The sequence below is a fragment of the Microbacterium sp. M1A1_1b genome (assembly GCF_053345565.1).
In genome coordinates, this window is the sequence record NZ_JBKFAJ010000001.1 from 520,456 (window position 1) to 546,260 (window position 25,805).

The 25,805-nt window shown below is 72.2% G+C and carries 26 protein-coding genes and 1 other RNA gene; 11 read left to right on the plus strand and 16 right to left on the minus strand.

Going from position 1 to position 25,805, the window contains the following annotated elements:
* Positions 1 to 29 precede the first annotated feature (29 nt).
* The 4 genes from ACLBWP_RS02500 (at position 30) to rnpB (ending at position 4,383) form a co-directional block, all read left to right on the plus strand.
* Positions 30 to 2,084 (plus strand): hypothetical protein, encoded by a 2,055-nt coding sequence (locus ACLBWP_RS02500; protein WP_447653898.1) that lies wholly within the window; start codon positions 30 to 32, stop codon positions 2,082 to 2,084.
* Positions 2,085 to 2,152: 68 nt separating this feature from the next.
* Positions 2,153 to 3,037, plus strand: coding sequence for a type I methionyl aminopeptidase (gene map / locus ACLBWP_RS02505; protein ID WP_447653899.1), 885 nt, complete (start codon positions 2,153 to 2,155; stop codon positions 3,035 to 3,037).
* On the plus strand, positions 3,034 to 3,783 hold the full coding sequence (ppgK, locus tag ACLBWP_RS02510; RefSeq protein WP_447653900.1) for a polyphosphate--glucose phosphotransferase: 750 nt from the start codon (positions 3,034 to 3,036) through the stop codon (positions 3,781 to 3,783). Before map ends, ppgK begins: the two co-directional genes overlap by 4 nt.
* A gap of 243 nt (positions 3,784 to 4,026) precedes the next feature.
* Positions 4,027 to 4,383: RNase P RNA component class A (rnpB, locus tag ACLBWP_RS02515), an RNA gene on the plus strand.
* A 98-nt stretch (positions 4,384 to 4,481) separates the two neighbouring features.
* Here the strand turns inward: rnpB and ACLBWP_RS02520 are convergent.
* The 10 genes from ACLBWP_RS02520 to ACLBWP_RS02565 all read right to left on the minus strand — a co-directional run bounded on the left by ACLBWP_RS02520 (position 4,482) and on the right by ACLBWP_RS02565 (position 14,881).
* A complete protein-coding gene (locus ACLBWP_RS02520) occupies positions 4,482 to 5,216 on the minus strand; it encodes a zinc ribbon domain-containing protein (protein ID WP_447653901.1) in 735 nt (244 codons plus the stop codon).
* 2 nt (positions 5,217 to 5,218) lie between these two features.
* Positions 5,219 to 6,073: a Nif3-like dinuclear metal center hexameric protein gene (locus ACLBWP_RS02525; protein ID WP_447653902.1), complete on the minus strand. Its 855-nt coding sequence runs from the start codon at positions 6,071 to 6,073 to the stop codon at positions 5,219 to 5,221.
* 56 nt (positions 6,074 to 6,129) lie between these two features.
* Positions 6,130 to 7,323, minus strand: coding sequence for a hypothetical protein (locus ACLBWP_RS02530; protein WP_447653903.1), 1,194 nt, complete (start codon positions 7,321 to 7,323; stop codon positions 6,130 to 6,132).
* 108 nt (positions 7,324 to 7,431) lie between these two features.
* Positions 7,432 to 7,977, minus strand: coding sequence for an RBBP9/YdeN family alpha/beta hydrolase (locus ACLBWP_RS02535; RefSeq protein WP_243563882.1), 546 nt, complete (start codon positions 7,975 to 7,977; stop codon positions 7,432 to 7,434).
* Positions 7,978 to 8,013: 36 nt separating this feature from the next.
* On the minus strand, positions 8,014 to 8,973 hold the full coding sequence (locus tag ACLBWP_RS02540) for a helix-turn-helix transcriptional regulator (protein ID WP_243563883.1): 960 nt from the start codon (positions 8,971 to 8,973) through the stop codon (positions 8,014 to 8,016).
* A 136-nt stretch (positions 8,974 to 9,109) separates the two neighbouring features.
* Positions 9,110 to 9,511 carry an ATP-binding protein gene (locus ACLBWP_RS02545; RefSeq protein WP_243563884.1) on the minus strand — a complete coding sequence of 134 codons (402 nt, stop codon included), beginning with the start codon at positions 9,509 to 9,511 and terminating at the stop codon, positions 9,110 to 9,112.
* Positions 9,512 to 9,522: 11 nt separating this feature from the next.
* Complete coding sequence (locus ACLBWP_RS02550; protein ID WP_243563885.1) at positions 9,523 to 9,861, minus strand: STAS domain-containing protein; 339 nt, start codon at positions 9,859 to 9,861, stop codon at positions 9,523 to 9,525.
* 43 nt (positions 9,862 to 9,904) lie between these two features.
* Positions 9,905 to 11,146 carry a Bcr/CflA family efflux MFS transporter gene (locus ACLBWP_RS02555; RefSeq protein WP_447653904.1) on the minus strand — a complete coding sequence of 414 codons (1,242 nt, stop codon included), beginning with the start codon at positions 11,144 to 11,146 and terminating at the stop codon, positions 9,905 to 9,907.
* Positions 11,147 to 11,409: 263 nt separating this feature from the next.
* Positions 11,410 to 14,067 (minus strand): phosphoenolpyruvate carboxylase, encoded by a 2,658-nt coding sequence (locus ACLBWP_RS02560; protein ID WP_447653905.1) that lies wholly within the window; start codon positions 14,065 to 14,067, stop codon positions 11,410 to 11,412.
* 160 nt (positions 14,068 to 14,227) lie between these two features.
* The gene (locus tag ACLBWP_RS02565; RefSeq protein ID WP_243563888.1) at positions 14,228 to 14,881 is read right to left on the minus strand and encodes a biliverdin-producing heme oxygenase; all 654 of its coding nucleotides are present in this window, start codon (positions 14,879 to 14,881) and stop codon (positions 14,228 to 14,230) included.
* Between the two features lie 111 nt (positions 14,882 to 14,992).
* Here ACLBWP_RS02565 and ACLBWP_RS02570 point away from each other — a divergent pair, with 111 nt between their 5' ends.
* On the plus strand, positions 14,993 to 15,832 hold the full coding sequence (locus ACLBWP_RS02570; protein ID WP_447653906.1) for a siderophore-interacting protein: 840 nt from the start codon (positions 14,993 to 14,995) through the stop codon (positions 15,830 to 15,832).
* Positions 15,833 to 15,877: 45 nt separating this feature from the next.
* Positions 15,878 to 16,438: a GIY-YIG nuclease family protein gene (locus ACLBWP_RS02575; RefSeq protein ID WP_447653907.1), complete on the plus strand. Its 561-nt coding sequence runs from the start codon at positions 15,878 to 15,880 to the stop codon at positions 16,436 to 16,438.
* 196 nt (positions 16,439 to 16,634) lie between these two features.
* On the opposite strand, the gene ACLBWP_RS02580 is transcribed toward ACLBWP_RS02575, so the two are convergent.
* Genes ACLBWP_RS02580 through ACLBWP_RS02590 form a run of 3 tightly spaced genes read right to left on the minus strand, consistent with a single transcriptional unit; the run spans position 16,635 to position 18,855 of the window.
* On the minus strand, positions 16,635 to 17,615 hold the full coding sequence (locus ACLBWP_RS02580; RefSeq protein ID WP_447653909.1) for a hypothetical protein: 981 nt from the start codon (positions 17,613 to 17,615) through the stop codon (positions 16,635 to 16,637).
* Positions 17,616 to 17,656: 41 nt separating this feature from the next.
* A complete protein-coding gene (locus ACLBWP_RS02585) occupies positions 17,657 to 18,325 on the minus strand; it encodes an RES family NAD+ phosphorylase (RefSeq protein ID WP_447653910.1) in 669 nt (222 codons plus the stop codon).
* Complete coding sequence (locus tag ACLBWP_RS02590) at positions 18,322 to 18,855, minus strand: hypothetical protein (protein WP_447653911.1); 534 nt, start codon at positions 18,853 to 18,855, stop codon at positions 18,322 to 18,324. The genes ACLBWP_RS02585 and ACLBWP_RS02590 overlap by 4 nt, the downstream gene beginning before the upstream one ends.
* 114 nt (positions 18,856 to 18,969) lie before the next feature.
* Between ACLBWP_RS02590 and ACLBWP_RS02595 the strand changes: the two genes are divergently transcribed.
* Complete coding sequence (locus ACLBWP_RS02595; RefSeq protein ID WP_447653912.1) at positions 18,970 to 19,260, plus strand: metal-sensitive transcriptional regulator; 291 nt, start codon at positions 18,970 to 18,972, stop codon at positions 19,258 to 19,260.
* A gap of 16 nt (positions 19,261 to 19,276) precedes the next feature.
* On the opposite strand, the gene ACLBWP_RS02600 is transcribed toward ACLBWP_RS02595, so the two are convergent.
* Entirely contained in the window at positions 19,277 to 20,767 is a 1,491-nt protein-coding gene (locus ACLBWP_RS02600; protein WP_447653913.1) for a reverse transcriptase family protein, read from the minus strand.
* A 59-nt stretch (positions 20,768 to 20,826) separates the two neighbouring features.
* On the opposite strand from ACLBWP_RS02600, the gene ACLBWP_RS02605 reads away from it, so the two are divergent.
* Together ACLBWP_RS02605 and ACLBWP_RS02610 are read left to right on the plus strand one after the other, a co-directional pair.
* Positions 20,827 to 21,384 carry a histidine phosphatase family protein gene (locus tag ACLBWP_RS02605; RefSeq protein ID WP_447653914.1) on the plus strand — a complete coding sequence of 186 codons (558 nt, stop codon included), beginning with the start codon at positions 20,827 to 20,829 and terminating at the stop codon, positions 21,382 to 21,384.
* Positions 21,385 to 21,491: 107 nt separating this feature from the next.
* Positions 21,492 to 21,899 carry a RidA family protein gene (locus ACLBWP_RS02610; protein ID WP_447653915.1) on the plus strand — a complete coding sequence of 136 codons (408 nt, stop codon included), beginning with the start codon at positions 21,492 to 21,494 and terminating at the stop codon, positions 21,897 to 21,899.
* A gap of 149 nt (positions 21,900 to 22,048) precedes the next feature.
* Here ACLBWP_RS02610 and ACLBWP_RS02615 read toward each other — a convergent pair whose 3' ends face one another.
* Positions 22,049 to 23,008 (minus strand): SDR family NAD(P)-dependent oxidoreductase, encoded by a 960-nt coding sequence (locus ACLBWP_RS02615; RefSeq protein ID WP_447653916.1) that lies wholly within the window; start codon positions 23,006 to 23,008, stop codon positions 22,049 to 22,051.
* Positions 23,009 to 23,074: 66 nt separating this feature from the next.
* Between ACLBWP_RS02615 and ACLBWP_RS02620 the strand changes: the two genes are divergently transcribed.
* Positions 23,075 to 23,359, plus strand: coding sequence for a hypothetical protein (locus tag ACLBWP_RS02620; protein WP_243563901.1), 285 nt, complete (start codon positions 23,075 to 23,077; stop codon positions 23,357 to 23,359).
* 35 nt (positions 23,360 to 23,394) lie between these two features.
* Here the strand turns inward: ACLBWP_RS02620 and ACLBWP_RS02625 are convergent, their stop codons facing one another.
* Positions 23,395 to 24,615 carry an ROK family transcriptional regulator gene (locus ACLBWP_RS02625; RefSeq protein ID WP_447653917.1) on the minus strand — a complete coding sequence of 407 codons (1,221 nt, stop codon included), beginning with the start codon at positions 24,613 to 24,615 and terminating at the stop codon, positions 23,395 to 23,397.
* A 200-nt stretch (positions 24,616 to 24,815) separates the two neighbouring features.
* Between ACLBWP_RS02625 and ACLBWP_RS02630 the strand changes: the two genes are divergently transcribed.
* Positions 24,816 to 25,805: a carbohydrate ABC transporter permease gene (locus ACLBWP_RS02630; RefSeq protein ID WP_243563903.1), complete on the plus strand. Its 990-nt coding sequence runs from the start codon at positions 24,816 to 24,818 to the stop codon at positions 25,803 to 25,805.

Here is a 25,805-nt window from a genome sequence, read left to right on the forward strand (position 1 = left end):
ATATTTCACATTCCTTCTGGAAGGACCACATGACCAAGCGCCCTGTCATCACCGTCGCGAGCATCGCCGGACTCACCATGGCCACCCTGGCCGTCGGCCTGCCCGCGGTCGCGAACGCCGCCCCGAACCCGACCGTACGGATCGCCAGCATCGGCGGTGAGACGGTCTACGACGACTACGCCAGCCCGCTGGACCCGGACGAGCGCGGCAGCGCGCTCTTCACCGGAGCCCGCCCGGAGATCACCGCCGAGGTCGGTGCTCCGGTGCGTCGCCTCGAGATCCGCGACGAGACGACCCACGCCCTCATCTGCTCCACCACGGTGTCGGTGGGTGCGGGTACCGCCTCGTGCACCGCCACGACCGCATTCGGGTGGGGCACCAACCCGATCGAGGCGGTCGGCCTGAACGCGGCCGGCTCGGTCGAGGGCACCTCGATCGGCGTCGACGCGATCCGCGAGCTCGACACGCCGACCATCGACATCAGCGCCTTCGACGCCGACCAGCACACCGCGACCGTGTCGGGGACGGGCGTCCCCGGCGCCGAGTACCAGGTGCGGTTCGACTCGGACCGGAGCGTCGTCGTGGCATCGGGCACGATCGCGGCGAACGGCACCTGGACGGAAGACGTCGCCGGTGCCCAGGCCGGTGACCGGCCGTACGTCATGACCGAGCTCAACGGCGCGTCCAACCACCGGTTCGGGGCGTTGTTCGGCGGCGAGGGCGCCGAGCCGATCGTCGCGACCCTCGCGCCCGGCGCGACCGACCCCGGTTTCACCGTCCCGGGCAGCACCGTCGAACCGATCGTCGCGGTCCCCGCTCCCGGTGCGACCGACACCGGCTTCACCGCGCCCGGCACGGAGTCTAGTTCCGGGGTCGGCGCCCCCGTCGTCAGCGAGGTCACCCTCGGCCAGCAGTCCGGGTGGCTCACCGTCGTGGGCACCGTCCCCTCGGGCGGGACCGCGACGATCGAAGACGCCCACGGCACCTCGGTGGGAATCCTCACCTCGCGCTCGAGCCACGACGGGACCGACGACGTCCGGTTCGCCGTCAGCGCACCGGAGTCCGGCGCGGAGTACTCCCTCGTCTCCACGAGCGACCGCGGCACCTCGCGCACCAGCTTCACGGCCCCGGTGATCCCGGAGTTCGGTGCTGCCACGGTCAGCGACCTGAGCATCGACGACTCGAGCGGCCACAGCTACCTGCACGCCATCGCGCACCTGCCGTCGGCCGGCATGTTCGAGGTGCTCGACGCCGACGGCAAGGTCGTCTCGAGCCGCGTCGGCAACGGCAACGTCACCGGTGGCGACGTCCAGTTCGGCATCATGAACGCCACGCCCGGGGCCGAGTACACCCTCCGTCTCAGCGACATGCAGGGGACGAAGACCGTCGACACGGTGTTCCGCGCTCCCGGCGGCGACGTGGCGAAGCCGAACCCCGGCGAGACCGACCCCGGGTTCACCGCACCCGGCTCCGGCGAGACCGAGCAGCCGATCGTGGCGAAGCCGAACCCTGGCGAGACCGACCCCGGATTCACCGCGCCCGCGGCCGGGCAGCCCGCTCCGATCACCGCGTCCGACCCGCACTACGTCGGACAGAACCTGGACGTGACCCTCGCCGTTCCTGGCGCCGGTGAGTACTCCGTCAAGGACCCGTCCGGGACGACCGTCGCGGGCGGCGGCGTCTACCGGGACCTGCCCACCTCGTTCACAATGCAGGTGCCGAACCCTCCGGTCAGCACCACCTACACGATCGAGTTCACCTCCACCGCCGGCACCGTGTCGACGACGTTCACGACGCCCGACACCAAGCCGGAGCCGCCGGCATCGCTCGCCGGCACCGTGACCGTCGACGGGTTCGACGAGGCCACCGGCGCACTGACCGTGTCGGGCAAGGTCAACGACCCGTTCGCACACGTCACCGTCCGGGTCCTCCGGGCCGGCCATGAGATCGCGGCGCCGGTGCGGCCGCGCATGAACCAGGACGGGACCTGGACGGCTGACGTCGCCGGCGCCCGCAAGGGCGACACCGTCCGCGTCCTGATGGTCGCGAACACGGTGCTGGTGCACGCCGAGACCACGGTCTGACCCACACACGGGCGGTGCACCACGGCGCGGGTCGTGGTGCACCGCCCTGCGTGGCTAGAGTTGTGCGCATGCCCCGGGACGAACACGGACACCTGACCGCCGGCCGGATCTCCCCGCAGCGTTCCGTCCCGAAGGACATCGAACGACCCGAGTACGTCGGCCGCGTCGAACCCCACGAGCACGGCCTGGGCGACACGTACACGCCGGACGAGGTCGAACGGATCCGCACCGCCGGACGCATCGCCTCGCAGGCCATCGACGCCGTCGGTGCCGCGATCCGCCCCGGCGTCACCACCGACGAGCTCGACCGCATCGGCCACGAGTACGTCGTGTCGCACGGGGCCTGGCCCTCGACGCTCGGCTACCGCGGGTACCCGAAGTCGCTGTGCTCCTCGGTCAACGAGGTCATCTGCCACGGCATCCCGGACGACACGGTCCTGCAGGACGGCGACATCGTCAACATCGACATCACCGCCTACAAGGACGGCATGCACGGCGACACCAACCGCACGTTCGTCGTCGGCACGGCCCTGCCCGAGGTCCAGGACCTGGTCACGCGTACCGAGGAGGCCATGCGCCGGGGCATCCGTGCGGTCGCTCCCGGCCGGCAGGTCAACGTCATCGGCCGGGCCATCGAGTCCTACGCCAAGCGCTTCGGCTACGGCGTCGTCCGTGACTACACCGGTCACGGCGTCGGGCGGGCCTTCCACTCCGGCCTGATCATCCCGCACCACGATGCGCCGCAGTACGACACGGTCATCGAGCCCGGCATGGTGTTCACCATCGAGCCGATGCTGACCCTCGGTGGCATCGAGGCCGACATCTGGGCCGACGACTGGACCGTCAGCACGCGCGACAAGTCCTGGACCGCTCAGTTCGAACAGACCCTCGTCGTCACGGAACGTGGCGCCGAACTCCTCACCGTCTCCGGAAAGGGACCCAGCTCCTCATGACCTCACTCGCAGTCGGCGTCGACATCGGCGGTACGGGCATCAAGGGCGCGATCGTCGACACGACGACCGGCGAACTCACCACCGAACGGATCAAGAAGGCCACCCCCGAGGGCGGCAAGCCGCACGACATCGTGGCCGTGGCGGCGTCCATCCTCGACGAACTCTCCCCCGCGTCGGATGTGCCGGTGGGCGTGTGCTTCCCCGCGGTCGTCCGTGACGGTAAGACGATGTCGGCGGCGAACGTGTCGAAGAAGTGGATCGGCTTCGAGGCCGAGGCGCTCTTCGAGAAGGAACTCGGACGCTCCATCCACTTCGTCAACGACGCCGATGCCGCCGGGTTCGCCGAGCAGCAGTTCGGTGCGGCGAAGGGTCGCGACGGGCTGGTGGTCATGACGACGCTCGGCACGGGCATCGGCACCGCGCTCATCAACGACGGCGTGCTCATCGTCAACGCCGAACTCGGGCACCTGGAGATCGACGGGGTCGACTACGAGACGAAGGCCTCCTTCGCGGCCAAGGAACGCGACGAACTGTCGTGGAAGCACTGGGCGAAGCGGCTGCAGAAGTACTACTCGCACCTCGAAGCGCTGCTCTCCCCCGAGCTCTTCGTCGTCGGCGGCGGAGTGTCGAAGCACTACGAGGAGTTCCTGCCGCTGCTCGACCTGCAGGCCGACATCATCCCCGCGACGCTCCGCAACAACGCGGGCATCATCGGCGCGGCGACGCTGGCTGCTCGCAGCGCCTGATCCACGACGCACGGCCCCGATGCACGCATCGAGTGGTCACGACACCCCGCTGGTGCATCGGCGAGTGGTCACGATTCGTCGTCGGGCGAGACCGACACCGACGACTCGTGACCACTCGGCAACTGGCACGCGGGGTGTCGTGACCACTCAGCGGCCGTCTCGGGGAGGCGTGGCACGCCGTGCGAACGGGTCGCCGGTACAGACGCTGCACGGACCCGTCACCCGGTACACTGAACCCGCGAACGGGTCGGTGAGACGGTCGCGTCACTCCCCCGGGAGTGCCGAGGAACGTCCGGGCTCCACAGAGCAGGGCGGTGGGTAACACCCACCCGGAGCAATCCGCGAGACAGTGCCACAGAAAGCAGACCGCCGGTGGCGACACCGGTAAGGGTGAAACGGTGGTGTAAGAGACCACCAGGGGTCCGGGTGACCGGATCCGCTCGGTAAACCTCGCCCGGAGCAAGGTCAGACAGAGGACGCTGAGGCTGCTCGCCGAGTCCTCGGGTAGACCGCTGGAGGCCGACGGCAACGTCGGTCCGAGAGAGATGGCCGTCACTGCCGCAAGGCAGGACAGAACCCGGCGTACGGCCGGCCCGTTCGCATCACGACCACAGCACCACAGACGGACTGGAGGCCCGGTGCCAGCTGGCACCGGGCCTCCAGTCCGTCGCGGTGTCGGTCCGCGGACCGGAGTGGGTCTACAGGCCGGACTCGGCGGTGCGGACCAGGATCGCTTCGCTGTCGGGGCAGAGCACGACGTCGTCCGGTGCCGCACGGCGCACGTCCTGCAGGTCGGCCCCGGTCAGGGTGACGCCCGACGCGGTCGAGACGCCGCCCTGCAGCAGCGACGCCCCGAACCCGTAGCGCGCACGCTGCCGCTCGTAGAGTGCAAGCAGGTCCTCGGGCACCTTGGCGGCGACGTCGGCTCGGGCCTGCACTGCCGAGGCACGGTCGTTCTCGAGCCGCCCGATCTCGGTGTCGCGCTCGGAGACCAGTGCGCTGCGGGCGGCCTCGGCGTCGGCGAGCTTCGCCTCGATGTCGCCGACGCGGGCACGGAACACGTCGAGCTGCTCCATCACCTCGAGCTCGGAGGTCTCGAGGTCCCCGATGCGCCGCTGCAGCGAGTCGAGTTCGCTCTGCAGGCCGGCGCGGTCCTTCGTGCTCGACGAGTTCGCGAGCAGGGTGGTGTCGCGGGTGACCCGGGCCTGCGCGGTCGCGGTGTCGGACTCGAGCCGGGCCAGGTCGCGCTCGGCGTCCTCGACGTCGCCGGTCGCTGCCGCGAGCTCGCTGCGGAGCTTCGCCGCCGCGGTGCCGAGCTCGGTCAGCCGGTCACCCTTCTGCAGCGAGCTGATCCGGTGCTCCAGCCGCGTGATGTCGTTGTCGAGTCGTTGGACGTCGAGGAGGATGACCTGGTCCTCGGGTGCTGCCTTCATGGTCAGGCTCCTTCGTGGTGGTGCTCGGTGGTGGGGGTGGGCGCGCTCGGCAGGACGGCGAAGTCCCACGGGTCGGTGCGCAGGTCGCTGACCGTGACGCGGACTCCGGCGGCGCGACGGAGCTGGTCGGCCGCGACGTCGAGCCACAGCCACTCGGTCGCCCAGTGCGACGTGTCGATCAGTGCCGGGCCATCGGTCAGCAGCGCTTGTTCGCGGAACTCCGACGCCGGGTGGTGGCGCAGGTCGCTCGTGACGTACACGTCGGCCGCCTGCACGAGCGGGTTGCCGAGGTACGCGTCGCCCGCGCCGGCGCACAGTGCGACCGTGCGCACGGGGCGGTCGTAGTCGCCGGAGACGCGGACGCCCGAGGCCGTCGCTGGCAGCACGTCGACGACCCGGCGCGCCAGGGCACCCAGGGTCATCGGTTCCGCCAGCACCCCGACTCGGCCGATCCCGGTGTCGTCGGTGGCCCCGGGTTCCAGCGGACGCTGCTCGGTCAGACCGATGCGCTCGGCGAGCACCGCCGAGGTGCCGGTCGCCACGACGTCGGCGTTCGTGTGCGCAGCGACGAGCGCGCAGCCGCCGCGGATCAGCGTCGCGAGGACGGCACCCTTGTACGTCGACTCGGCGACGGTCGTGACGCCGCGCAGCAGCAAGGGGTGGTGGGTCAGCAGCAGGTCGGCACCCAGGGACACGGCTTCGCGCGCGGTGTCCGGCACGGCGTCGACCGCCAGGTGCACGTGGTCCACCGGGGCGTCGAGGTCACCGGAGACGAGCCCGACACTGTCCCACGACTCGGCACCGTCGACAGGCCAGAGGGACTCGATCACGGCCTGGAGATCGCGGAGCGTCGGCATCCCGTCAGTCTACCGAGGGGTCGACGGCGTCGAGCGCCGCGGTGGACGCCCGGAGGTCACCGACGGCCGAGCAGACGCAGGACCGCGGCGACCGCGCGCGCCCACCAACCGGGCTGCTCCGACGTCGCAGGGGTGACGGCGTCGCTCCGCTCGGCAGCGGCACCGTCCGCCTGGTCCGCCACGGCCAGCTCGGCCGGGAACACGACCGGCGTACCGGCGGTCTCGGCACGGTGGGTGCGGAGCACCGCAGCGAACGCGTCGCGGTCGATGACCGTGGGCCCGGTGGCCGGCTGGATGAGCGGGGTGGGCCGGGTGTTCGCAGACACCGGCGGCACGGACGGGAGGCTCGGCACCGGTCGCGCAGGCTCGTCGCGGTCGTCGTCGGCGGCGTCGAGAGCGGCGGTGTCGAGCGCGGCGGTGTCGCCGAGCGCGGCGCCGCCGGTGAGCGACACCGGCGCGGCGACGGACGGCAGCACCAGGACCGGCGCAGCGGACGCGCTCAGGTCGGACGGCTCGCGGCGCCCGGTCGTCTCGGCGGTGAACGCCGGGGCGGGCGTCGCGGGGACGACCGTGACCGAGCCGGTGGCGGCACGGCGGGCAGCGGCCCGGTCGCGGCGGTCGGCTTCGTCGGCAGCGTCCGCGAGCAGGTCGGCGAACACCGAGCGGGCGTAGTCGCGTGCGGCCTCGACCTCGGGGTCGGACAGGTGGGCGACGACGGCCTCCCACGCGGTCAGACGCGCCAGGTCCTCGTCGCGGCGGCGGACCTCGTCCTCGAGCACGACGATGCGCTCGATCGTCGGGCGACCGCTCTGCGCCGAGACCTGGACGGCGAGCTCGTCGATGCGCAGGGCGATGCGCTCGGGCGGCTCGGGGAACGACGGCGCGCAGACCGACGCGTGCCGGCCGTGGTCCCGGGGGCGACGGAAGGCCTGGTCGGAGTCCGCGGGCGTGAGGACGTCGGTCGCGGCGACTGCAGTCTGCGCGGTCGATGTCTCGGCCAGTTCGGGCTCGACGGTTTCGCGCTCGAGGGTTCCACGCTCGTCGGCTCCGGGCTCGGCGCGTTCCGTGGTGTGGGGTTCGGACGTGCCTTCGCGGACGGTGTCCGGTCGCTGCACCGGGCCGGTGACGGGCGGGACCACCAGGTCCGACACGTACGGCGCACGGGTGGCCGGAGCGTCGCGGAGCCACTCCTCGAGCTCGCGACCGAACGGGTCAACGAGCGGGGTGCGTGCGCCGGACTGCGTCTCCATGTCCCGAAGGATAAATATCGCGAGGTCGATCACGTGGGACATCCGCGGTGTGTCGCGGCATCCGGTGGCATGTCGCGCCGAACATGAACGGCGTGTCGCACCCGCTGATCAGCAGCGCGCGCTGAAGTCCTCGAGGATGTCTCGTCCGATCGGCCAGTCCCCCAGCCCGCTCGCGACGTTCACGTGACCGTGCGCGCCGATCCGGTGCGTCTCGGCGCCGATGCGCACCGCCATCGTCAGCGCCCGGTCGAGGGAGCAGTAGGGGTCGTCGTCACTCACGACGAGCGCGGTCGGCGTCGTCACCGAACGGTCCGGGAGCGTGAATCCCGCCGCTGCCGTCGGGAACCCCGTCGCCGCGGGGTCGGGTGGCGCGACGAGGAACGCCCCCGCGACCCGGCCGTCGTCGTGGTCCACGAGCCACCGCCAGGCCGCGATGACACCCAGGCTGTGGGCGACCAGGACCGGTGGCTCGTCGACGGCCGCGACCGCGCGGTCGATCGCGCGCGACCAGTCGTCGGGGTCCGGCTCGGACCACGAGGTCGGTGCGATGCGGACCGTGGAACCGGGCCGCTCGGCCTGCCACCGGGACTGCCAGTGCTCGGGGTCCGAGTTCCAGATGCCGGGGACGATCACCCAGGGTCGAGGTCGGCGCACGCGTCGAGCCTACGCGGAGCGGGGACGCGGCCGACCTCAGCCCTGCAGCGTGTCCCGCGGGTACTCGCCGAAGCGGTTGGCGTACGCCGCCGAGAACCGCCCGAGGTGCGCGAAGCCCCACTTCACCGCGACGGACGCCACCGTGGTCTCGCGGACGGTGCCGTGCCGCAGCTCCTCGCGGATGCGGTCCAGTCGGATGCCGCGCAGCATCGAGTTCGGTGCCGTCCCGACCTGCCGCTGGAACGCCTGCTGCAGCCCGCGCACGCTGAGGCCGACGTGCTCGGCGACGTCGGTGGTGGTGATCGGTGTGTGCGCGAACGCGTGCATGTACTCGACGGCTTCGCGGACCCGGCCGGTCGCGCCCTGCGGCAGGGACACGTCGGGCGCGAGCAGGCGGTGGGGGAAGGTCCGCAGGAGCGTCATGGCGGTGGCGCGGGAGGTCTCGGCCAGCAGGAGCGGGGAGACCGGCGCGGCACCGAGGACGGTCGCGGCGGCGTCCTGCACCTGTCGGTTCCACGAGCGCAGGCCCTCGGGCGACAGGGTCGCGGCGTGGTCGAACACCAGCGGGCCGGGTTGCGCGCCGTGCAGTTCGGCCGCCATGCCCTCGAGGTACGTCCGTTCGAACTGCACCAGGCTCTGTCGGACGTCAGCCAGCTCGAACTCGAAGGGTCGGCCCGTCGGGAACATCATCGGGGTACCGGTGCCGAAGGGGACCTCGTCGCGGCCGATGTCGACGCGACCGCTGCCGTCTGCGAGCCACATCACGACGTACTCGTCGCGCATGTCGACCTCGCCGCGGACGCTCGCGTCGAATCGGGAGGAGCGGAAGGACATCGTCTCGTCACCGACGACCCGGAAGCGGTACTGGAACGGCCGGTCGGTGGTGTGCGCCGTGAACCCCGAGCCCACGTAGGCGTCCTCGTACATGCGCATGGCGTCGTCGAGGTCGTCGCCGGCGGTCTCGAAGCGCATCCGGGGGTCGTGGTCGATGGTCACGGGCGCATCGTGACACGCGAGTCCGGCGGGATCGCAATCCACGGCGGTGCCCCGCGGGTTCTGGCCGGAGCCGTGCGTTTACCGGACTGCGTGCAACAACCCCGGTGGACGACCCGTTCTGCTGGGTCGGACGCCGTCAGACGCGGCCGCGCCGTACCGTCCAGCGGTTGCGGTCGCCATCGCGCTCGTAGCGGAGTTCGTCGACGACCATGCCGACCAGAGCGAGCCCGCGCCCGCTCTCGGCAGCAGCGTCCGGCAGCGTTGCGGCCGACGGGTCGACCGAGGCCGGCCGTCCGTCGTCGGTGAGTTCGGCCTGCAGGCCGTCACCGCTGACGGCCAGCGAGAGCGAACACGCGACCCGCTCCCCGCCGCCGGCGTGTTCCACGACGTTCGACGCGAGCTCGACGAGGGCCAGTTCGAAGGCCATGCGATCCTCGGCGGCGACCGACGGCTCGGAACCCCAGACGCCCGCAAGGAACTCGTGGACACAGGTGACGTCGTCGGGCGGCGACGCGAAGTCCAGTCGGTGGTCGGCCACGGCGCTGCCGTTCATCCCCAGGTCGACACCGCGGCGTCCCCGTCGGGGTACGTCCGCAGGATCTTGTCGATGTTGGACAGCTTGAGGACCATGCTGACCTGCTCGGACGGGGCTGCGATGCGCAGGTCCCCGCCGGCCTGGCGTGCGGTCTTCAGGCACCCGACCAGGGCGCCCAGACCGGAGGAGTCCATGAAGTCCACCCCGGAGAGCTCGACGACGACCCGGTTCCGGCCGTCCCCGACGACCTTGGCCACGGCTTCGCGGAAGGCCGGCGCCGACACCATGTTCAGGCGCCCCTTGCACTGCAGCACGGCCGCGTCCGCTTGCGACTCGTGTACGACGATGTCCATACCGGGTGATCTCCTCGTGTCGGTGCGGGCTGCGTACCCGACACTATCGGTCAGCGTCCGACAGTCGTTCGCCACCCGTCACACGGGCGCGGCGCGTCGCGACCACCTGCACGATCACGGCAGCGGCCATCAGCGTGACCATCACCGAGCCCATCGCCAGTGCGGTGCCTCCCAGCAGCCCGGCGAGTGGTGTCCCGAGTCCACCCAGCCCGAACGACAGTCCGCCCTGCAGCGCCGCCGCCGTACCGGGGTGTGCCGAACCGACGTGCTGCGTCCGGGTCATCGCGGCGGGCAGCACGAACCCCCAGGCGCCCGTGACGACGGCGAGCGAGCACCACACCGGGACGGGGCCGAGTCCGAGCAGCGCCGACGTCAGCACCCCGGCTGCGCCGAGCGTCCCCACGAGCAGGCCGAGGGTCAGCAGCGTGTCCTCGGCAACGCGGCCCACGACCCGCCGGAACACGAGCGTGGTGATGATCATCATCGTCGCGTTGGTGGCGAACACGATCGTGTACAGCCCTTCGGAGAACCCGAACTGCGTCTGGAACACGAACGAGCTGGTGGCGATGTAGGCGAAGAACCCGATCGTCGACAGGACCGACGTCAGCAGGTACGCGCGGAACCGCGTGATCGACGCCAGCTGCCGGATCCGCTGCCAGTTCGCGCCGAGACCGATCCCGCCCCGCGCTCCGGGCAGCAGGGTCTCGCGGAAGAACGGCAGCACGAGCGCGAAGAACACCGCACCGAGCACGGCGAGCACGACGAACATCACCCGCCACGTCGCCACCGTCAGCACCGCACCCCCGACCAGCGGCGCGACGACCGGGCCGATCGCGTTGATCGCCGCGAGCGTGCCGAACACCTTCGCCATCCGCGGGCCGTCCGTCACGTCGGACACCATGGCGCGGCCGGCGACGGCTGCGGCGGCACCGGCGAGTCCCTCCACCACCCGGGCGACGACGAGGGTCACGACGTCGGGCGCCAGCGCGCACCCGAGGGACGCGATCGCGAACAGCGCGGTGCCAGCGAGCAGCATCGGGCGTCGACCGATCCCGTCGCTGACCGGGCCGACGAGCAGCTGACCGACGGCGAAGGCGACCAGGAACGCGGTGAGCGAGAGCTGCACGGCGCTCGGCGTCGTCCCGAGGTCACGCGCGATGGCCGGCAGCGCCGGGATGTACATGTCGGTCGCGAACGGCGAGACGCCCACGATGAGCGCCAACGGCACGATCGGCGGCAGGGTCGCCGGAGTCCGGGGGCCGATCTGGGTGCGCTCCGTCGTCACCGGAGCAACGCTACGCCGCCCCGAATCGATTCGACAGGGTCCTGACTGGTCAGGACACCCCGCGCGCGAACGCCGAGGGGTCACAGATCGTCGGTGACGCGCAGCGGAGCCGACGATCTGTGACCACTCGGTGGCACACCGACGGGGTGTCGTGACCGCTCGGCGCGCTCGCACCGTGCGCGGTACGGCCCGGACATGACGGACGGGAGGCCCGGTGCCAGCTGGCACCGGGCCTCCCGTCCGTCGGGTGGTCGCGCCGGGCGTCAGCCCGTGTTCTGCAGGCCGGCGGCGATCCCGTTCACGGTGAGCAGCAGCAGGCGGTGGTCGGCATCGGTCGGGTCGGTGCTGCCCGACGTGCGGATCGCACGGAGCGCCCGGAGCTGCAGGTGCGAGAGCGCGTCGACGTACGGACTGCGCAGCCGCACGGCCCGGGCCAGGACCGGCCGGTCCTCGAGCACGTCAGCGCCGCCGGACACCCGCAGCACCCACTCGCGGGTCCGCAGCATCTCGGAGAGCACCATCGCGGCCAGGTCGTCGCGGTCGGCGAGCTCGAGGTAGCGCCGGGCGATCTGCTCGTCCGTCTTCGCCAACGACATCTCGACGTTCTTGATCATCGCGCCGAACAGCGGCCACTCGGCGAACGCGGTGCGCAGGAGCTCGACGTCACCGACGGCCTCGAGCGCCGAGCCCAGGCCGTACCAGCCGGCCAGGTTGATGCGCGCCTGGGTCCACGAGAACACCCACGGGATGGCGCGGAGGTCCTCGAGGGACTCGACGCTCAGGCCGCGGCGGGCCGGACGCGAGCCGAGGGGCAGCAGGCCGATCTCCTCCATCGGCGTGACCCGGGCGAACCACGGCGCGAAGCCGTCGGCCTTGACCAGGCCGTAGAACGCGTCGCGGGAGACGTCGTCGAGCTGCTGGGCCAGGTCGGCGAAGCGTTCTGCGGCGGCCTCGGTCCGGGACTCGTTCGAGGGCGACGACGCGAACAGCGTGGCCGAGGCCATCTGCTCGAGGTGCCGCGCGGCGATGTCCTGGTCGCCGTACTGGGCGAAGATGACCTCGCCCTGTTCGGTGAGCTTGAGCCGGCCGTCGATCGATCCCGGCGGCTGGGCGAGCACCGCCTCGTTGGCGGGTCCACCGCCACGGCCGAGCGAGCCGCCGCGGCCGTGGAACAGCGTCAGCTCGACGTCGTGCTGCTCGGCCCAGCGGGCGATGCGTGCCTGGGCGTCGTACAGCGCCAGGTTCGCCGAGACCGGGCCGACGTCCTTCGACGAGTCCGAGTACCCGAGCATGACCTCGAGCTTCCGGCCGGTGGCGGCCAGGCGGCGCTGGAACGGTTCGGTCTGCACGGCTTCGTCGAGGATGTCGACGCTGGCGTGCAGGTCTGCGAAGGTCTCGAACAGCGGGATCACGTCGAGCACCGGCGCGTCCTGTTCGGAGCCGAGCGCCGCCACGGCGAGTTCGTGCACGTTCGCCAGGTCGGCTGCCGACTGGGTGAACGACACGATGTAGCGGTTCGAGGCGCGCACGCCGTACCGCCGCTGCAGGTGCGCGATCGTGCGGAAGACCGCGAGGACCTCTTCGGTGGTCTCGCTGAGCGGACCGCCCGCTCGGATCTCGGCGAGGGCCGTGCGGTGCACCTGGGAGTGCTGGCGGACCTCGAGCTCGGCCAGGTGGAACCCGAAGGTCTCGACCTGCCACACCAGGTTCTGCAGCTCGCCGTACGCGGGCCGGGTCGCGCCGGCGGCCACGAGCGAGTGCTGGATGGTGCGCAGGTCGGCCAGGAACGCCTCGGGGCCGTCGTACGCCAGCGGGCGGTCGCCACGACGGGTGGCGTCGAGGCGCGCGGCGGTGAACAGCAGCGCACGGCGATGGGTCTCGTTCGGCGCACGGATGCCGATGCGTTCGGCGATGTCGGGGTCGAGCGACTCCTGCGCGGCGACCAGCGCGGTGAGTCCCGCGTCGGCGGGGGTCTCGTCGGCGTCGAGCGTCAGGGTGCTGCCGATCCGGGTCGCGGCACGGGCCAGGCCGAGCAGCACGTGCTCGGCCGCGATCTCGGCCGCCTGGCGGGTGATGTCCGCGGTGACGAACGGGTTGCCGTCGCGGTCGCCGCCGATCCACGTGCCGAAGCGCACGAACGCCGGGGCCCGCACGGGGCTGCTGCCCGCGGCGTCACCGAGCAGTCGGTCGTCGAGCAGGCGGTAGACCTGCGGGACGATCTCGAACAGCGTCTGGTCGAACACGCTCATCGCCGTGCGGACCTCGTCGAGCGGGGTCGGCCGGGTGGTGCGGAGCGGCGAGGTGCGCAGCAGGTTCGTGATCTCCTCGAGCAGCCGGCGTTCGTTCTCGGCGCGTGCCGTGGCGTTCTTCGCGCGGTCCCGCTCGTCGATCAGGTCCGTGATGCGTCGGACCGCCGTGGTGACCGCGCGGCGACGGGCCTCGGTCGGGTGGGCCGTCAGCACGGCGTGGAAGCGCAGGTCGGCGAGCCGCGCAGCGGCCTGGTCCACGCCGACCTCGTCGACGAGCTGGGCGTACGTCGCGGGGAACGAGTCGCCTGCCACGCCGCCGTCGTCGCCACGCTGCCGCAGCACGCGCACGCGGTGGTGCTCCTCGGCCAAGTTGGTCAGGTGGAAGTAGGTGGTGAAGGCCCGGGCGACCTCTTCGGAGCGCTCCGGTGACAGGCCCGCCACGATCGCTTCGGCGCGGGCGGCACCGTCGGCGTCGTCGCCCTCGTAGGCCGTGATCACCGCGGCGCGCAGGTCCTCGACGTCGCGCAGCAGGTCGTCTCCCCCGCTCTCGCGGAGCACCCGCCCGAGCAGACTGCCGAGGTAGCGGACGTCGGCGCGCAGGTCGCTGTCGACCGCTCCGCTGACGTTCTCACGTGCGCTGCCGAAGCGCGTGGATCCGTCGATCGCCGTCATCTCGTCCTTCCGATTGTGTGGGATACCAGTCCCCGGACCCCAGCAGCGTACCGGGCGGCGGCGCAGCGTGACGACGACCGTCCGGCCGGTTCGTCACGCACCGCAACGCTCCGCGACCGCTCGGTGCACGGCCGGCGGCCCCTGGCAGGTGCTCCCGTGTTCAGGCCGCGGAGGTGCGCCGTGCGTCGAGCTCGGCGAGCAGCCCGTCGTCGAGCGCCGAGGCCAGCTCAACCTCGGCCATCACCCGCTCGCGCTCGGTGGCGTCCCACGGTGCCGCGTCGAGCTGGTCGCGGTAGGTCGCCTGGAAGGCCGCGGGGTCGGCGAGCTGGTCGAAGATCCAGAACAGCACGCCGTTCGTGTCGAACCCGAACTGCTGGCTCAGCGTCAGGCCGATCGCCCGGCCGCCGGACAGGTCGCCGAGGTACCGCGTGTAGTGGTGCGCGACGAAGCCGCCGGGCCACTCGGCCGCGACCTCGTTGAGTCGTCGGACGTACGCCGTCGTGGCCGGTGTGGGGCACACGAGCTCGGACCAGTCCGGGCCGACCAGGTACTCCAGGTCGGCACGGATCGCGGGCATGCGCGTCAGGTGCGCCGTCATGAACGGGCTGACGACGGGGTGGTCCGCCATCCGCTCGGCCGCGCGCTCCAGTGCGTCGTACACGAAGGCGTACTGCCCGAGCAGGTCGGCGTAGTCCGCCACGTCGCAGCGCCCGCCGCGCAGCGCGTCCATGAAGTCGGTGCCGGCCGTCGTGCCCGAGGTCCGCGCTGCACGCAGCCGCAGCAGTTCGGAGAACCGGGTGACTGGAGCGTTCATGAGGTGAGGCTAACCTCACAAGCGCGTCTGCGCACCAGGAATCGCCGGGACACGGCTGACACCGAGCAGGTCACAGCGTGCGCAGACACGACGAGAGGAAGCTCCCCCACGATGAGCCCGAAGAACCGAACCCAGCACGTGTTCGTCGTCGACCACACCGAACGCCTGACGCCCCACATGGTGCGCGTGCACCTGGGCGGACCCGCGTTCCGGGCGTTCGTCGACGATGCCGACCCCGACCGACTGGCCATGACGGATCGGTACGTCAAGCTCCTGATCGCGAAGCCGGGGCTCGGCCTGACGCCCCCGTACGACCTCGACGCCCTGCGCGACGACCTGCCGAAGCAGGACCGGCCGGCCCGACGCACCTACACCGTCCGGTCGATCCACCACGACACCCAGACGATCGCGATCGACTTCGTCGTGCACGGCGACGAGGGACTCGCCGGACCCTGGGCCGCCGCTGCCCGCCCCGGCGACCTGCTCGCCCTGTCCGGCCCCGGCGGCGGCTACGCCCCGAGCGCCGACCCCGACGTCGAAAACCTGCTGCTCGGCGACGACAGCGCACTGCCGGCGATCGCCTCGGCGCTCGCCGCGATGGACCCCGACGCCACCGGCACGGCGCTGATCGAGGTCGCCGGACCCGCCGACGAGCAGCACCTGCCGCACCCGGTCGGCGTGACGCTGCGATGGCTGCACCGCGACGCCACCGGCGCCGAGCCGGGCACGCTCCTGCTGGCCGCGACCCGCGAGCTGCCGCGGGCCTCCCCGCCGGTGCGCGTGTTCGCGCACGGTGAGCGGACCGCGATCAAGGCGATCCGACGACTGCTGCAGGACGAGTGGGGCGTCGAGAAGGCGGACATGTCACTGTCGGCGTACTGGGCGCTGGGGCGCGCCGAGGACCGCTTCCAGGAGGAGAAGCGCGAGCCGGTGGGCGCCGTCTTCGACTGACGGGAGGCCTTGGGCACGTCGGACGTCACCACTAGCGTTCCGCGCATGGTCGAGTCCTGCTGCGTGCCCGGGTGCGCGGGCGAGCCCGCGTCCGGCGCGCCGGTGCCGCTGTGCGAGTCCCACGTGCTGGTGGTCGGCGACTTCGCCGGGGGCCGCCGCGGCACCGAGGACGCGCTGCCCGGCCCGTGCCTGGTCTGCGGGTGCCGGATCGGCGTGCGGTTCCCCTCGGGGACGGTGTGCGCCGTGTGCGAGTGGCCGTACGGGGACGTGCCCGACGGCGAGCTCGCTCCCCCGCGGGTCGACGTCGTGTACTACCTGCGGCAGCGCGACGACGTGGGCGACCGCGTGAAGATCGGCACGACGGCGAACCCCCGGCAACGGTTCGCGCGGATCCCGCACCAGGACCTGCTGGCGTTCGAGCGGGGCGACCGGGCGCTCGAACGGCGGCGGCACGAGCAGTTCGCGGTCTCGCGGTACCCGGGGACGGAGTGGTTCCGGGTGACGCCCGAGCTGCTCGAGCACGTGCGGGTGGTCGCCGCCGGGGTCTCCGATCCGTGGTCGCTGCACGCGCGGTGGACCAGCGAGGCGCTCGCGCTGCGCGGGTGAGGGGTGGGTGCGCGCCTGGTGCGAGGTTCGCGCCCGGTGCGAGGTTCGCGCCTGGTGCGAGGTTGATCGCCCCGTGCAGCGCAACAAGGTCGCACCGGGCGACCGTGGTCGCACCCGCATGCAGCCTCGCACGGTGCTGCCCGGCCGCAACCGCGCACCATGCGCGCGCCGGGCAGCCGTGCAGCCGTCGTGCGGCTCAGCGCGCGTAGGCGTCGACGAAGAGTGCGCCGCGGACGTCCCGCAGGGTGTCGACCAGGCGCTCGATCGTCCGACCGGACACGCCCGACACCTGCAGGTCGTGGGGCCCGAGGGCGGGCAGGCGCCCGGTGCGGATGCGCACGACCTCCCACCCGACGCCGCGCAGTGCACGGTCCTTGCGCCGGTCGGAGTCCTCGCGTGGTCCGACGTGCTCGAGCCCGTGCCGGCCGGTGGAGTCGTACTCGATCGCGACGCGCAGCTCGGGCAGGATGATGTCCGGCCAGGCCTCGACGTGGTCGTGGAACGGCCGGTCCAGGCGGATGGCGTTCCGGTCGAAGGTGAAGTCGAAGCGGTCGGACAACGCCTGGCGCAGCTCGGCCTCGACCGCCGAGGCCGTCGCCGGCGCGCACACGCTGACGAAGGCGTCGCCCGAGGGCAGCCGCGGCGTCTTGCGGCAGATCTCCCGCTCGGCCGCTGGACGCCGAGCGGTGCCCCGACGGGCGCCGGGACGAGCCGCGCGGGAGGACGCGACGGCACCGGTCGGCACGTCGCCCACCGGGGGTGTGCTGCGTCGGCCGGCCGCGGGCAGGGTCTGCCGCCCGGCCGTCCGGACCGCTCGCTGCGGCGCGGGGACCTGGGTCGGCCAGTCCTCTGGCAGGACCGGCCATCGCTGGGGCTTCGCCATCACGGTGCACTCCGGGCACCAGACGGACCGTCGGCGTTCGCGGCCGGGACGCCCGCGCTGCTCGGCCGGGGTCGCGACGAACACGTGGCCGACGTCGCACTCCCACGTCAGCAGGACCTCGGCCGCCGGGGGCACCTGGGTCAGGACGATGCCGGCGTTCCACTCGGGGTGGTACTGCCGGATGAGCACCGGGAAGGACGCCCATGCGTCGCGGAACTCGCCCACGGCGTACGGCATCGCCACACCGCGCGAGAACTGTCGGCGGCGCCACCACGCATCGACTGGCTCGACCACGTCGGACACGGTAGGAGGAGCCACCGACACCGCTGTGCGGTTCAGTCGCGCGGCGGCGTGACGATCGTGAAGCGCTCGGGGCCAGCAGTGCCGCCGTCCTCGAGCACACGGATCCCGGACTCGCGGCACGCGGTGACCCCGTCGCGGTGGACCCGCTCGGGACGAGGCCGCCGTGGGACACCGGCGTCGCCGAACACGGCCCACGCGTTCGGGGCCGCGGCGCTGGTGAACCGGGTGCTGTACCGCACGCCCGCGAAGCCCGCCGCATCGAACCCCCGCGCCCAGGCCTGCGGCACGCGGTAGTCGACCATCGTCTGCAGTTCGGCGCCGACGCCGTGCCGCACGGCGTCCGGAGCGGTGACGTCGGCGAAACGGCGCCCCCGCGATGCCCGGGCCGCGACGACGACCATCTCGCGGGCACGTCCGACGAACACCGTGTTCGTGTGCAGGGTGTGGTGCGCCAGGCGTTCACGCACCGCCACCTCGACCGAGTCCGCCCAGTAGCAGGTGCCGCGGGGATCGGCGAGGTCGAACCGGCCGCCGTCCACGCCGTCGGCGTCGACCGGCGTGCTCGCGAACCACCACGCGCCGCGGTCGTGCCGCTTCGCCCGGTAGAAAGTCGTGCCGCGGGACTCGGCGGCAGGGAACGACGTCAGGTCGGCGTCGTCGGCCGGACCGCGCTGGGCGACCTCGGTGCGGCGCTCGGTCACGCGTCCGCCAGCCAGGCGTGCGCGGCGCGACGGGCCGCCCGCAACACGACGTCGTGCCGGCCGTCACGCAGGGCCTGGGCAGCGGTGGTCCCACCGAACTCGTCCGCGATCGTGTTGAGCCACAGGGCACTGCCCCAGGGGTCGATGCGGTCGGGGTCGAGCAGCGCCAGGACCTGCCGCAGGTGCCGCAGCGGCGCACCGGACGGACCGAACTGGAAGGACGGGAAGATCCGGCTGCCGTCGGCGATCTTCAGGCCGAGCAGGTCGCCCTTCGTGCTCGCCTTGCTGATCGCCTGGCGGGTGACACCACGCCAGCTCGCCAGCGACGAGGCGTCGTAGAACGGACCGATCAGGGCGTCCGCCTCGTGCTTGACCGCCGGCAGCGCGGCGACCATCCGGTCAGCGAGTGCTCCGACGTCGCCTGCCGCCGCGAGCGCGTCGTCGTACCGGCCACCGCGGAGTCGGTCCTGGATGGCAGCGAGCAGTGCTGCTTCGGCGGCCCCGGAGACCGCGTGTTGCGTCGTTGCCATCAACCGCACCTTCCTGCAACCGTGTCAACCCATTCTACCGCTCAAGCGTCAACCGCGTCAACCAACCACGACCGATGACATACCCTGGTGGGGTACTGGTCCCCGGGAGGCCTCATGACCGATCACGAGCACGGCTACATCTCGTCCAAGGACGCCTACCTCAAGCGGCTCAAGCGCATCGAGGGTCAGGCGCGGGGTCTGCAGCGCATGGTCGAGGACGAGCAGTACTGCATCGACATCCTGACCCAGGTCTCCGCCATGACGAAGGCGCTGCAGTCGGTCGCGCTCGGGCTGGTCGAGGACCACCTGACGCACTGCGTGACGGATGCCCTGGCCGACGGTGGCGACCCGGCGGCGAAGGTCAAGGAAGCCTCCGAGGCGATCGCGCGCCTGGTCCGTTCCTGACCCGTCCGGGGGCGCCTCACCAGCGGATGCGGGCGAACTCGTCACGGAGCCGACGCGCCCGCCCCGGGTGCACCTGTTCGACCCAGCCGATGCGTCCGAGCAGGTGTGCGCGGAAGTCCGGGTGCCCTCCGCGGTCCTGGGAGGCCGGGCCCTGTACGACGCAGTTGTGCAGCACCGCGTGCAACCGGTCGACCTCGCGCCGACCGGGCGACGTCCGCTCGTTCACGACCACGCCCGTGACCGACTGCCGCACACCGGACCGCCGGACCCGCGTCTTGCGGGCGTTGAGCGTGTGCCCCTGCTCACGCACGATCCGGTCGACGCCACGCAGGAACGCGTCCGCCCGCGCCGCCATCGCGTCGCCGCCGCTGAAGGTCAGGTCGTCGGCGTAGCGCGTGTACGTGCCGCCCATCGCCGCAGCCCACCCGGCCAGCCGCACGTCCAGGTGTCGGAGCGTCAGGTTCGCCAGCGCGGGTGACGTCGGCGCCCCCTGCGGCAGGTGCGCCGCCGCAAGTGCCCGACGGAGCGCCCCGCGGGCATCCGCGTCGCCGCCCGGTGGCATCGCGGTCAGCACGTGCGGCGGCACCCGGTGCGTGCAGACGCCGGTCAGCACGTGTGCGAGCGGTTCGGCGAACCCGGCCGAGCGGAACACGCCGTACACGCTCGGCGCGGTCACACTGGCGAAGAACGACGTCAGGTCGGCGGACAGCACGACCGATCGGCCGACGTGCTCGGCAGCGCCGGTGACGACGCTGCGCCCGGCGACGAACCCGTGCGCGGCGTCGTGGACGGGCATCGCCACGAGCAGCTCGTCGAGGATCGTCCGCTGCGTGCGCTTGAGCATCGCCATCGGCTTCTCGAGCAGACGTGGTGCGCGTCCGGCACGGTGGACCCATTCGTTGCGGTGGTGGTGGAGCGGGCTCGACGGGCCCGGGCGGCGGTTCCACCCCCGCGTGTCCGCCAGCCACAGCAGCCGACCCACGGTCAGGTCGAGTTCGCGCGCGAGTTCCGGGAGCGTGTCGACCAGCAGGCGGCTGTCGACCCTCGGGACGGCGCGGACTGCGGTGGCACGGCGGAGCAGCACCCGCACCGGCCGGTGCGGCTCACGCGAGTGGTGCAGGCGGATCAGGCGGGGAGTACTCGCGAGCACGGCGGCGAGTTGCCGCGGGGCGTCGACCGGCGGCCTGGGCCAGGCGTCGAGTGCGATCCCGACGGCCACGCCGACGTAGGGGCGCTCGACCCCGAGGACGTCGTAGCCGGCCGCGGTCAGGTCGTCGCGCTCCCACCGGTCGGCCGCCAGGAACGCGTCGGCGAGTGCCCGGGCGACGACGTCGAGCGGCGTGGGCGTGGGGTTCCCGGGGGACCTGTCGGTGCCTCCGTGAGGGAGCGCGCGCGGAGCGCGCCGAGCCTCTCGGGGCGTGTCGTCCTGCTGGTACTGCGTGCCCCGGGGTGACCCCGGAGAGGTCGACGCGTCACGCGCGCCGTCCGCCTCCCCCGGGAACTCCACGGCCACACCCTACGACCACCCGCCGTCATCGATCGAGCGTCGTCTGCCAGGCTCGGTGGATGGTCTCGTCCTTCCTGACCCACGCCGAGGTGGTCATCGACCCTGCGGTGCCGATCGAACGCTGGGGACTCTCCGACCTCGGGCGCACGCGCGCTGCTGCCGCGCACTGGTCCGCCTGGGCACCCGGCACGGCACGCATCGTCTCGAGCGCCGAGCAGAAGGCCGTCGAGACCGCCGAGCTCCTCGGCCGGGCAGTCGGTGTCACGCCGGAGATCGACGCGCGGCTCGGCGAGATCGACCGCAGCGCGACGGGGTACCTGCCGCCGGCCGCGTTCGAGCCGGTCGTCGACGCGTTCTTCGCCCGGCCCGACGCGTCGGTGCGCGGATGGGAGCGCGCCGTCGACGCGCAGCGCCGGATCGTCCGGGCGGTCCGTGCGATCACCGCGGACGACGACGTGACGATCGTGTCGCACGGGGCGGTCGGCGCGCTGCTGCTGGCGGACTTGCGCGGCGTCCCGATCGACCGCGCGCTCGACCAGCCCGGCATGGGCAGCGTCTTCCGGTTCGACGCGCGCGCATGGCGCGCCGAGTCCGGCTGGACGCGCGTCACGCCCTGAGGCGGTCGGCCCGGCCACGGTCGGACTGGAGGCACGGTGCGGGCCCGCCACGCGCCTCCCGTCATGCGGTCCCCCGGTCCCGGCGACGGTGGGCCAGGATGGCGAGCATGGTCAGCGCAGTGCAGCTCATCCGGTCGTCGTCGCTCAGCTCGGTCGCCGAGTACGCCTACGCCGCCACGGCCCCGGCCGAGGCCCGGCTGGTCTTCCTGGCCGGCGCGTGCCCGCTCGACGCCGACGGGCAGACGGTCGCGATCGGCGACCACGCCGGACAGGCCGCCGCGTGCGTCGCGAACCTGCGGCAGGCGCTGGCCGACGCGGGAGCGACCCTGCAGGACGTGGTCTCGACGCGGGTGCTCGTGGCGTCGTCGCGGCAGGCCGACCTGGTGGCCGCGTGGGCGGTCGTGCGCGACGCGTTCGGCGAGCACGACGTGCCGAGCACGTTGATGGGCGTCGCGGTGCTGGGGTACGACGATCAGCTCGTCGAGGTCGAGGCGGTCGCCGCGGTCCTCGACTGAGACGCTCGAGGCGCGCTCCCGACGCGCTCGAGGGAGCAGAAGACGTCGGGTGGCGGACACTGACCCGACGTCGTCTGCTCCCTGGACGGTGCGGGGGGCGCGGCGCGGACGGGAGGCGCGTGGCGGGGCCGGCGCGCGCCTCCAGTCCGTCAGCGCCTTGGTCGCAGGGCCACGGTCACCACCGCGGCGGCGGCACCGATCCACAGCAGCGGGCGCGTGACGCGCCGTCGCTTCGCGACCCACCCGCCGTTCGTCGCGTTGCCCGCGTCGGCGGGCGTGAACAGGTTGCCGTCGGTCGGTTCCTGGTGGCCGCGCAGGGCGAAGGTCTCGACCATCGGCTTCGTGATCGCGTGGAACAGCCCGGGGAACACGTACTGCAGCGGCACGAGCGACGCCTGGATCCGTCCGACGAACCGGTAGCGCTTCGGGTGCAGTGCCGCGGTGACGACTGCCTTGCCCGCACGCTCCACCGAGACGGTCGGCGGCAGCGGGTGCGACGCCTTGCCGGTGTAGTTCGCGCCGTTCTGGTAGATCGGGGTGTCGATGGTCGAGGGCATCAGGGTGGTGAAGTCGATCCCGGTGCCGGCGAACTCGTCCCCGAGCACGTCGACCAGCCCCAGCGCCGCGTGCTTGCTCGTCACGTAGGCGGACTGGTACGGCGCACTCAGCAGCGACTGGATGCTGCCGACCAGGACGTAGGTGCCCTTCCCGCGCTGCTTCCAGTGCGGCAGCAGGTGGGTGATCGCGTACAGGTGGCCGTAGAGGTTCGTGTCGACGACGCGCTTGAACGAGTCGGTCGGGGTCTGCTCGAACAGCCCGTAGACGAACAGCGCGGCGTTGCCGACGAACACGTCGATGTGGCCGAACCGGGTCGTGACCGTGCTGATGAGGTCTTCGACCTGGTGTTCGTCGGCGATGTCGGTCTGGATGGCGACGGCCTCGGCACCCAGGTCGCGGCACTCCTGGGCAGCTGCCTGCAGGCTGTCGTGGCTGCGGGCGGCGAGCACCACCGTCGCACCGCGCCGGGCGAACTCGTGTGCGGCGGCACGGCCGATGCCGCTCGAGGCGCCGGTGATGACGACGACCTGGCCGCGGAAGCGTTGTGTCATGCGTCCTCGGTACGCGGACGGCGCTGACCGCGGGCACAGTCCGTGCCTGCGTGGGACGATGGCGACATGACCGAGCGCGAGGGCACGACCGACGGGCTGTCGCTCGCCGAGGCCACGGCGATCGCCGAGCACGCCCGCGAAGGACGCCTCGAGCTGGACGACCCCGAGATCCGACGGCTGGTCGGCGAGGCGAACCGGATCCTCGTGCGCACGCAGATGTGGGGCGAGACCCCGCCGACACCGCGGCGCCGGTGGAAGCGCCGGATGCTGGCGGTCGGGGCGGCCGGCATCGTGCTGGTCTGGGTGATCGGACTGCTCGGGCCGCTGCTGTTGCGCATCGGCAGCGAGTAGCGCGCCGGACGGCGCCGGGCCGTCGCGTCACCCGTCTACCAGGGGTGGGCGATGTCGCGGGGCCGAGCCGGGCCTCCTGGCTGGCGCAGCGTCGCTCGTCGGGTCCGCTGCGCGGTGCCGGTCGGCGGTGACGACGCGATCGGCGCTGCCTGGAGCACCGCGCAGGCGGCACCGCGGGCGACGACGTTCTCGCCGAGCGTCGTCACGGTGACCAGCGGCAGGGACGCCGGGGGCAGGCGCTCCGCCAGCCGTGCAGTGAGCGCGTCGAGCAGGACCGGTCCGGCGGCCAGCGCCGCGCTCCCACCGACGACGATCCTGGGCAGGTCGAGCAGCTCGACGACGTGGACGAGCGCGGACCCGAGCGCCGAACCCGCCTCGGTCAGCAGCGGACCAGCGCCGGGGGCACGGCAGAGGTCGTCGAAGGCCGACCGGACGGCGCCGGGGTCGTCGAGCGGGATATGCGGTGGCAGCAGCCCGGCGTCGATGCCCCGTCGGACCTGCTGCAGCGGCTGACAGGCCTGCCACAACGCGGTCCACCCGCCGTGCGCGTGCACGGGCATGCCGCCGAACTCCCCCGCGTTGCCGGTGTGCCCGCGGACGACCTCGCCGCCGACGACGATGCCGGCTCCGACACCGTGGCCGAGGTACACGGAGACCAGGTCGGTGACCACCGGTGCGGTCCACCACTCCGCGAGCGCGCTGGCGACGACGTCCTTCTCGACGTGCGCGGGCAGTCCGGTGCGCCGGGCGAGTTCCGCGGCCAGGGGGAAGCCGGCCCAGGCAGCGAGCTGTGCGGGGGCGCCGAGCGTGGCGCCGTCGCGTTCGATCGGCCCAGGTGCGGCGATGCCGATGCCGGCGACGCGGGCGAGGTCGACCTGCGATCGCGCGATGACGTCGCGGACGGCCTGCGCCATCGCGTCGAGCGTTGCACCGGGGTCGGTGCGGTCGGCCGGCCCGAGTTGGTGTTCGGTCACGAGTCCGCCGGCCAGGTCGAGGAGCACGACGGCGACGTGCGCCGGGTCGAGGTGGACGCCGACGGCGAAGCGGCCGTCCCGCGCCAGGGTGAGTCGGCGGTCGAGGTCGTGGACCAGCCCGTCGGCGACAAGTCGGGCAGTGATGTTGGACACGGTCTGCGCGGTCAGGCCGGTGCGGTCGCGGATGTCGGAGCGGGTGACCGGGCCGCTGCGGCGGACCAGGTCCAGGACGACGGCGCGGTTGTGCTCGCTGACGTGGGTGTGGTTCTGCCCTGCAGTCATCGCAGCATCCTCGTGGTTGACGGTTCCGGGTTGCGGTCCCTAGCATCACTGATCAAGCGAATTTGTCAATCAATTGGATTGAAGCGTCCGGCGCAGACGGATCGCGGCGTCCGGTGGGTCGACGATCCGCGAGCGGCCACACCGACGTGGCTGCGCCCGTGCGCACACCGACGTGGCCACGGGGACCCGAAGGGACGCCCGTGACGACGACTGCTCGCCCGGCCACCGCAGCGCGACCCGCGACCTCGACCGAGGGCACCGGTCGACGCGCGACGAAGAAGCACCCCTGGACACCGGCGGAGAAGCGACGCCTGCGGATCGGCATCGCGTTCATCTCCCCCTGGATCGTCGGCGTACTGGTGTTCATCGCCTACCCGCTGATCTACTCCTTCGTGATCAGCCTGACCCGGTACTCCGGCATGAACGCCGCCACGTTCGTGGGGTTCGGCAACTACGTCGCGGCGTTCATCGACCCGCTCGTGCACACGGCCGTCGGCAACACGCTCTTCTACGCGGCGATCGCCGTGCCGGTCGGGATCGTCGTGGCGATCGTGATCGCGCTGGCGATGAACCAGGACGTCAAGGAGATCAGCTGGTACCGGACGGCGCTGTACATCCCGTCGCTCATCCCGACGTTCGCACTGGCCTTCATCTTCGTGGTGCTGGTCAACCCGCAGACCGGCATCGTGAACCAGGTCCTGAAGCTGGTCGGGGTGCCGGCGACGAACCTGCTGGGTGACCCGACGACGGCGAAGCTCGTCATCGTCGCGCTGGCGCAGATGGGTGCCGGCAATGCGGCGCTGGTGTTCCTGGCCGGCATGCGCGGCATCCCGAAGACGCTGTACGAAGCCGCGCGTGTGGACGGTGCCGGTCCGGTGCGACAGTTCTTCGCGCTGACGCTGCCGCTGATCTCCCCCGCGATCCTGTTCAACCTGATCACCGGGATCAGCAACGGCCTGCAGGTGTTCACCGAGGCGTACGTGATCTCGTCCGGTACCGGCGGGCTGGGGTCGCCGGACAACGGGACGCTGTTCTACATGCTCTACCTGTACAAGAACGCGTTCAGCTACGCGCAGCTCGGGTTCGCGAGCGCCATGGCGGTGCTGCTGTTCCTGGCGGGGATGATCCTGTCCGGCCTCGTGTACTGGCTGTCCAAGCGGTTCGTGAACTACGACGTGAGCGGGGAGTAG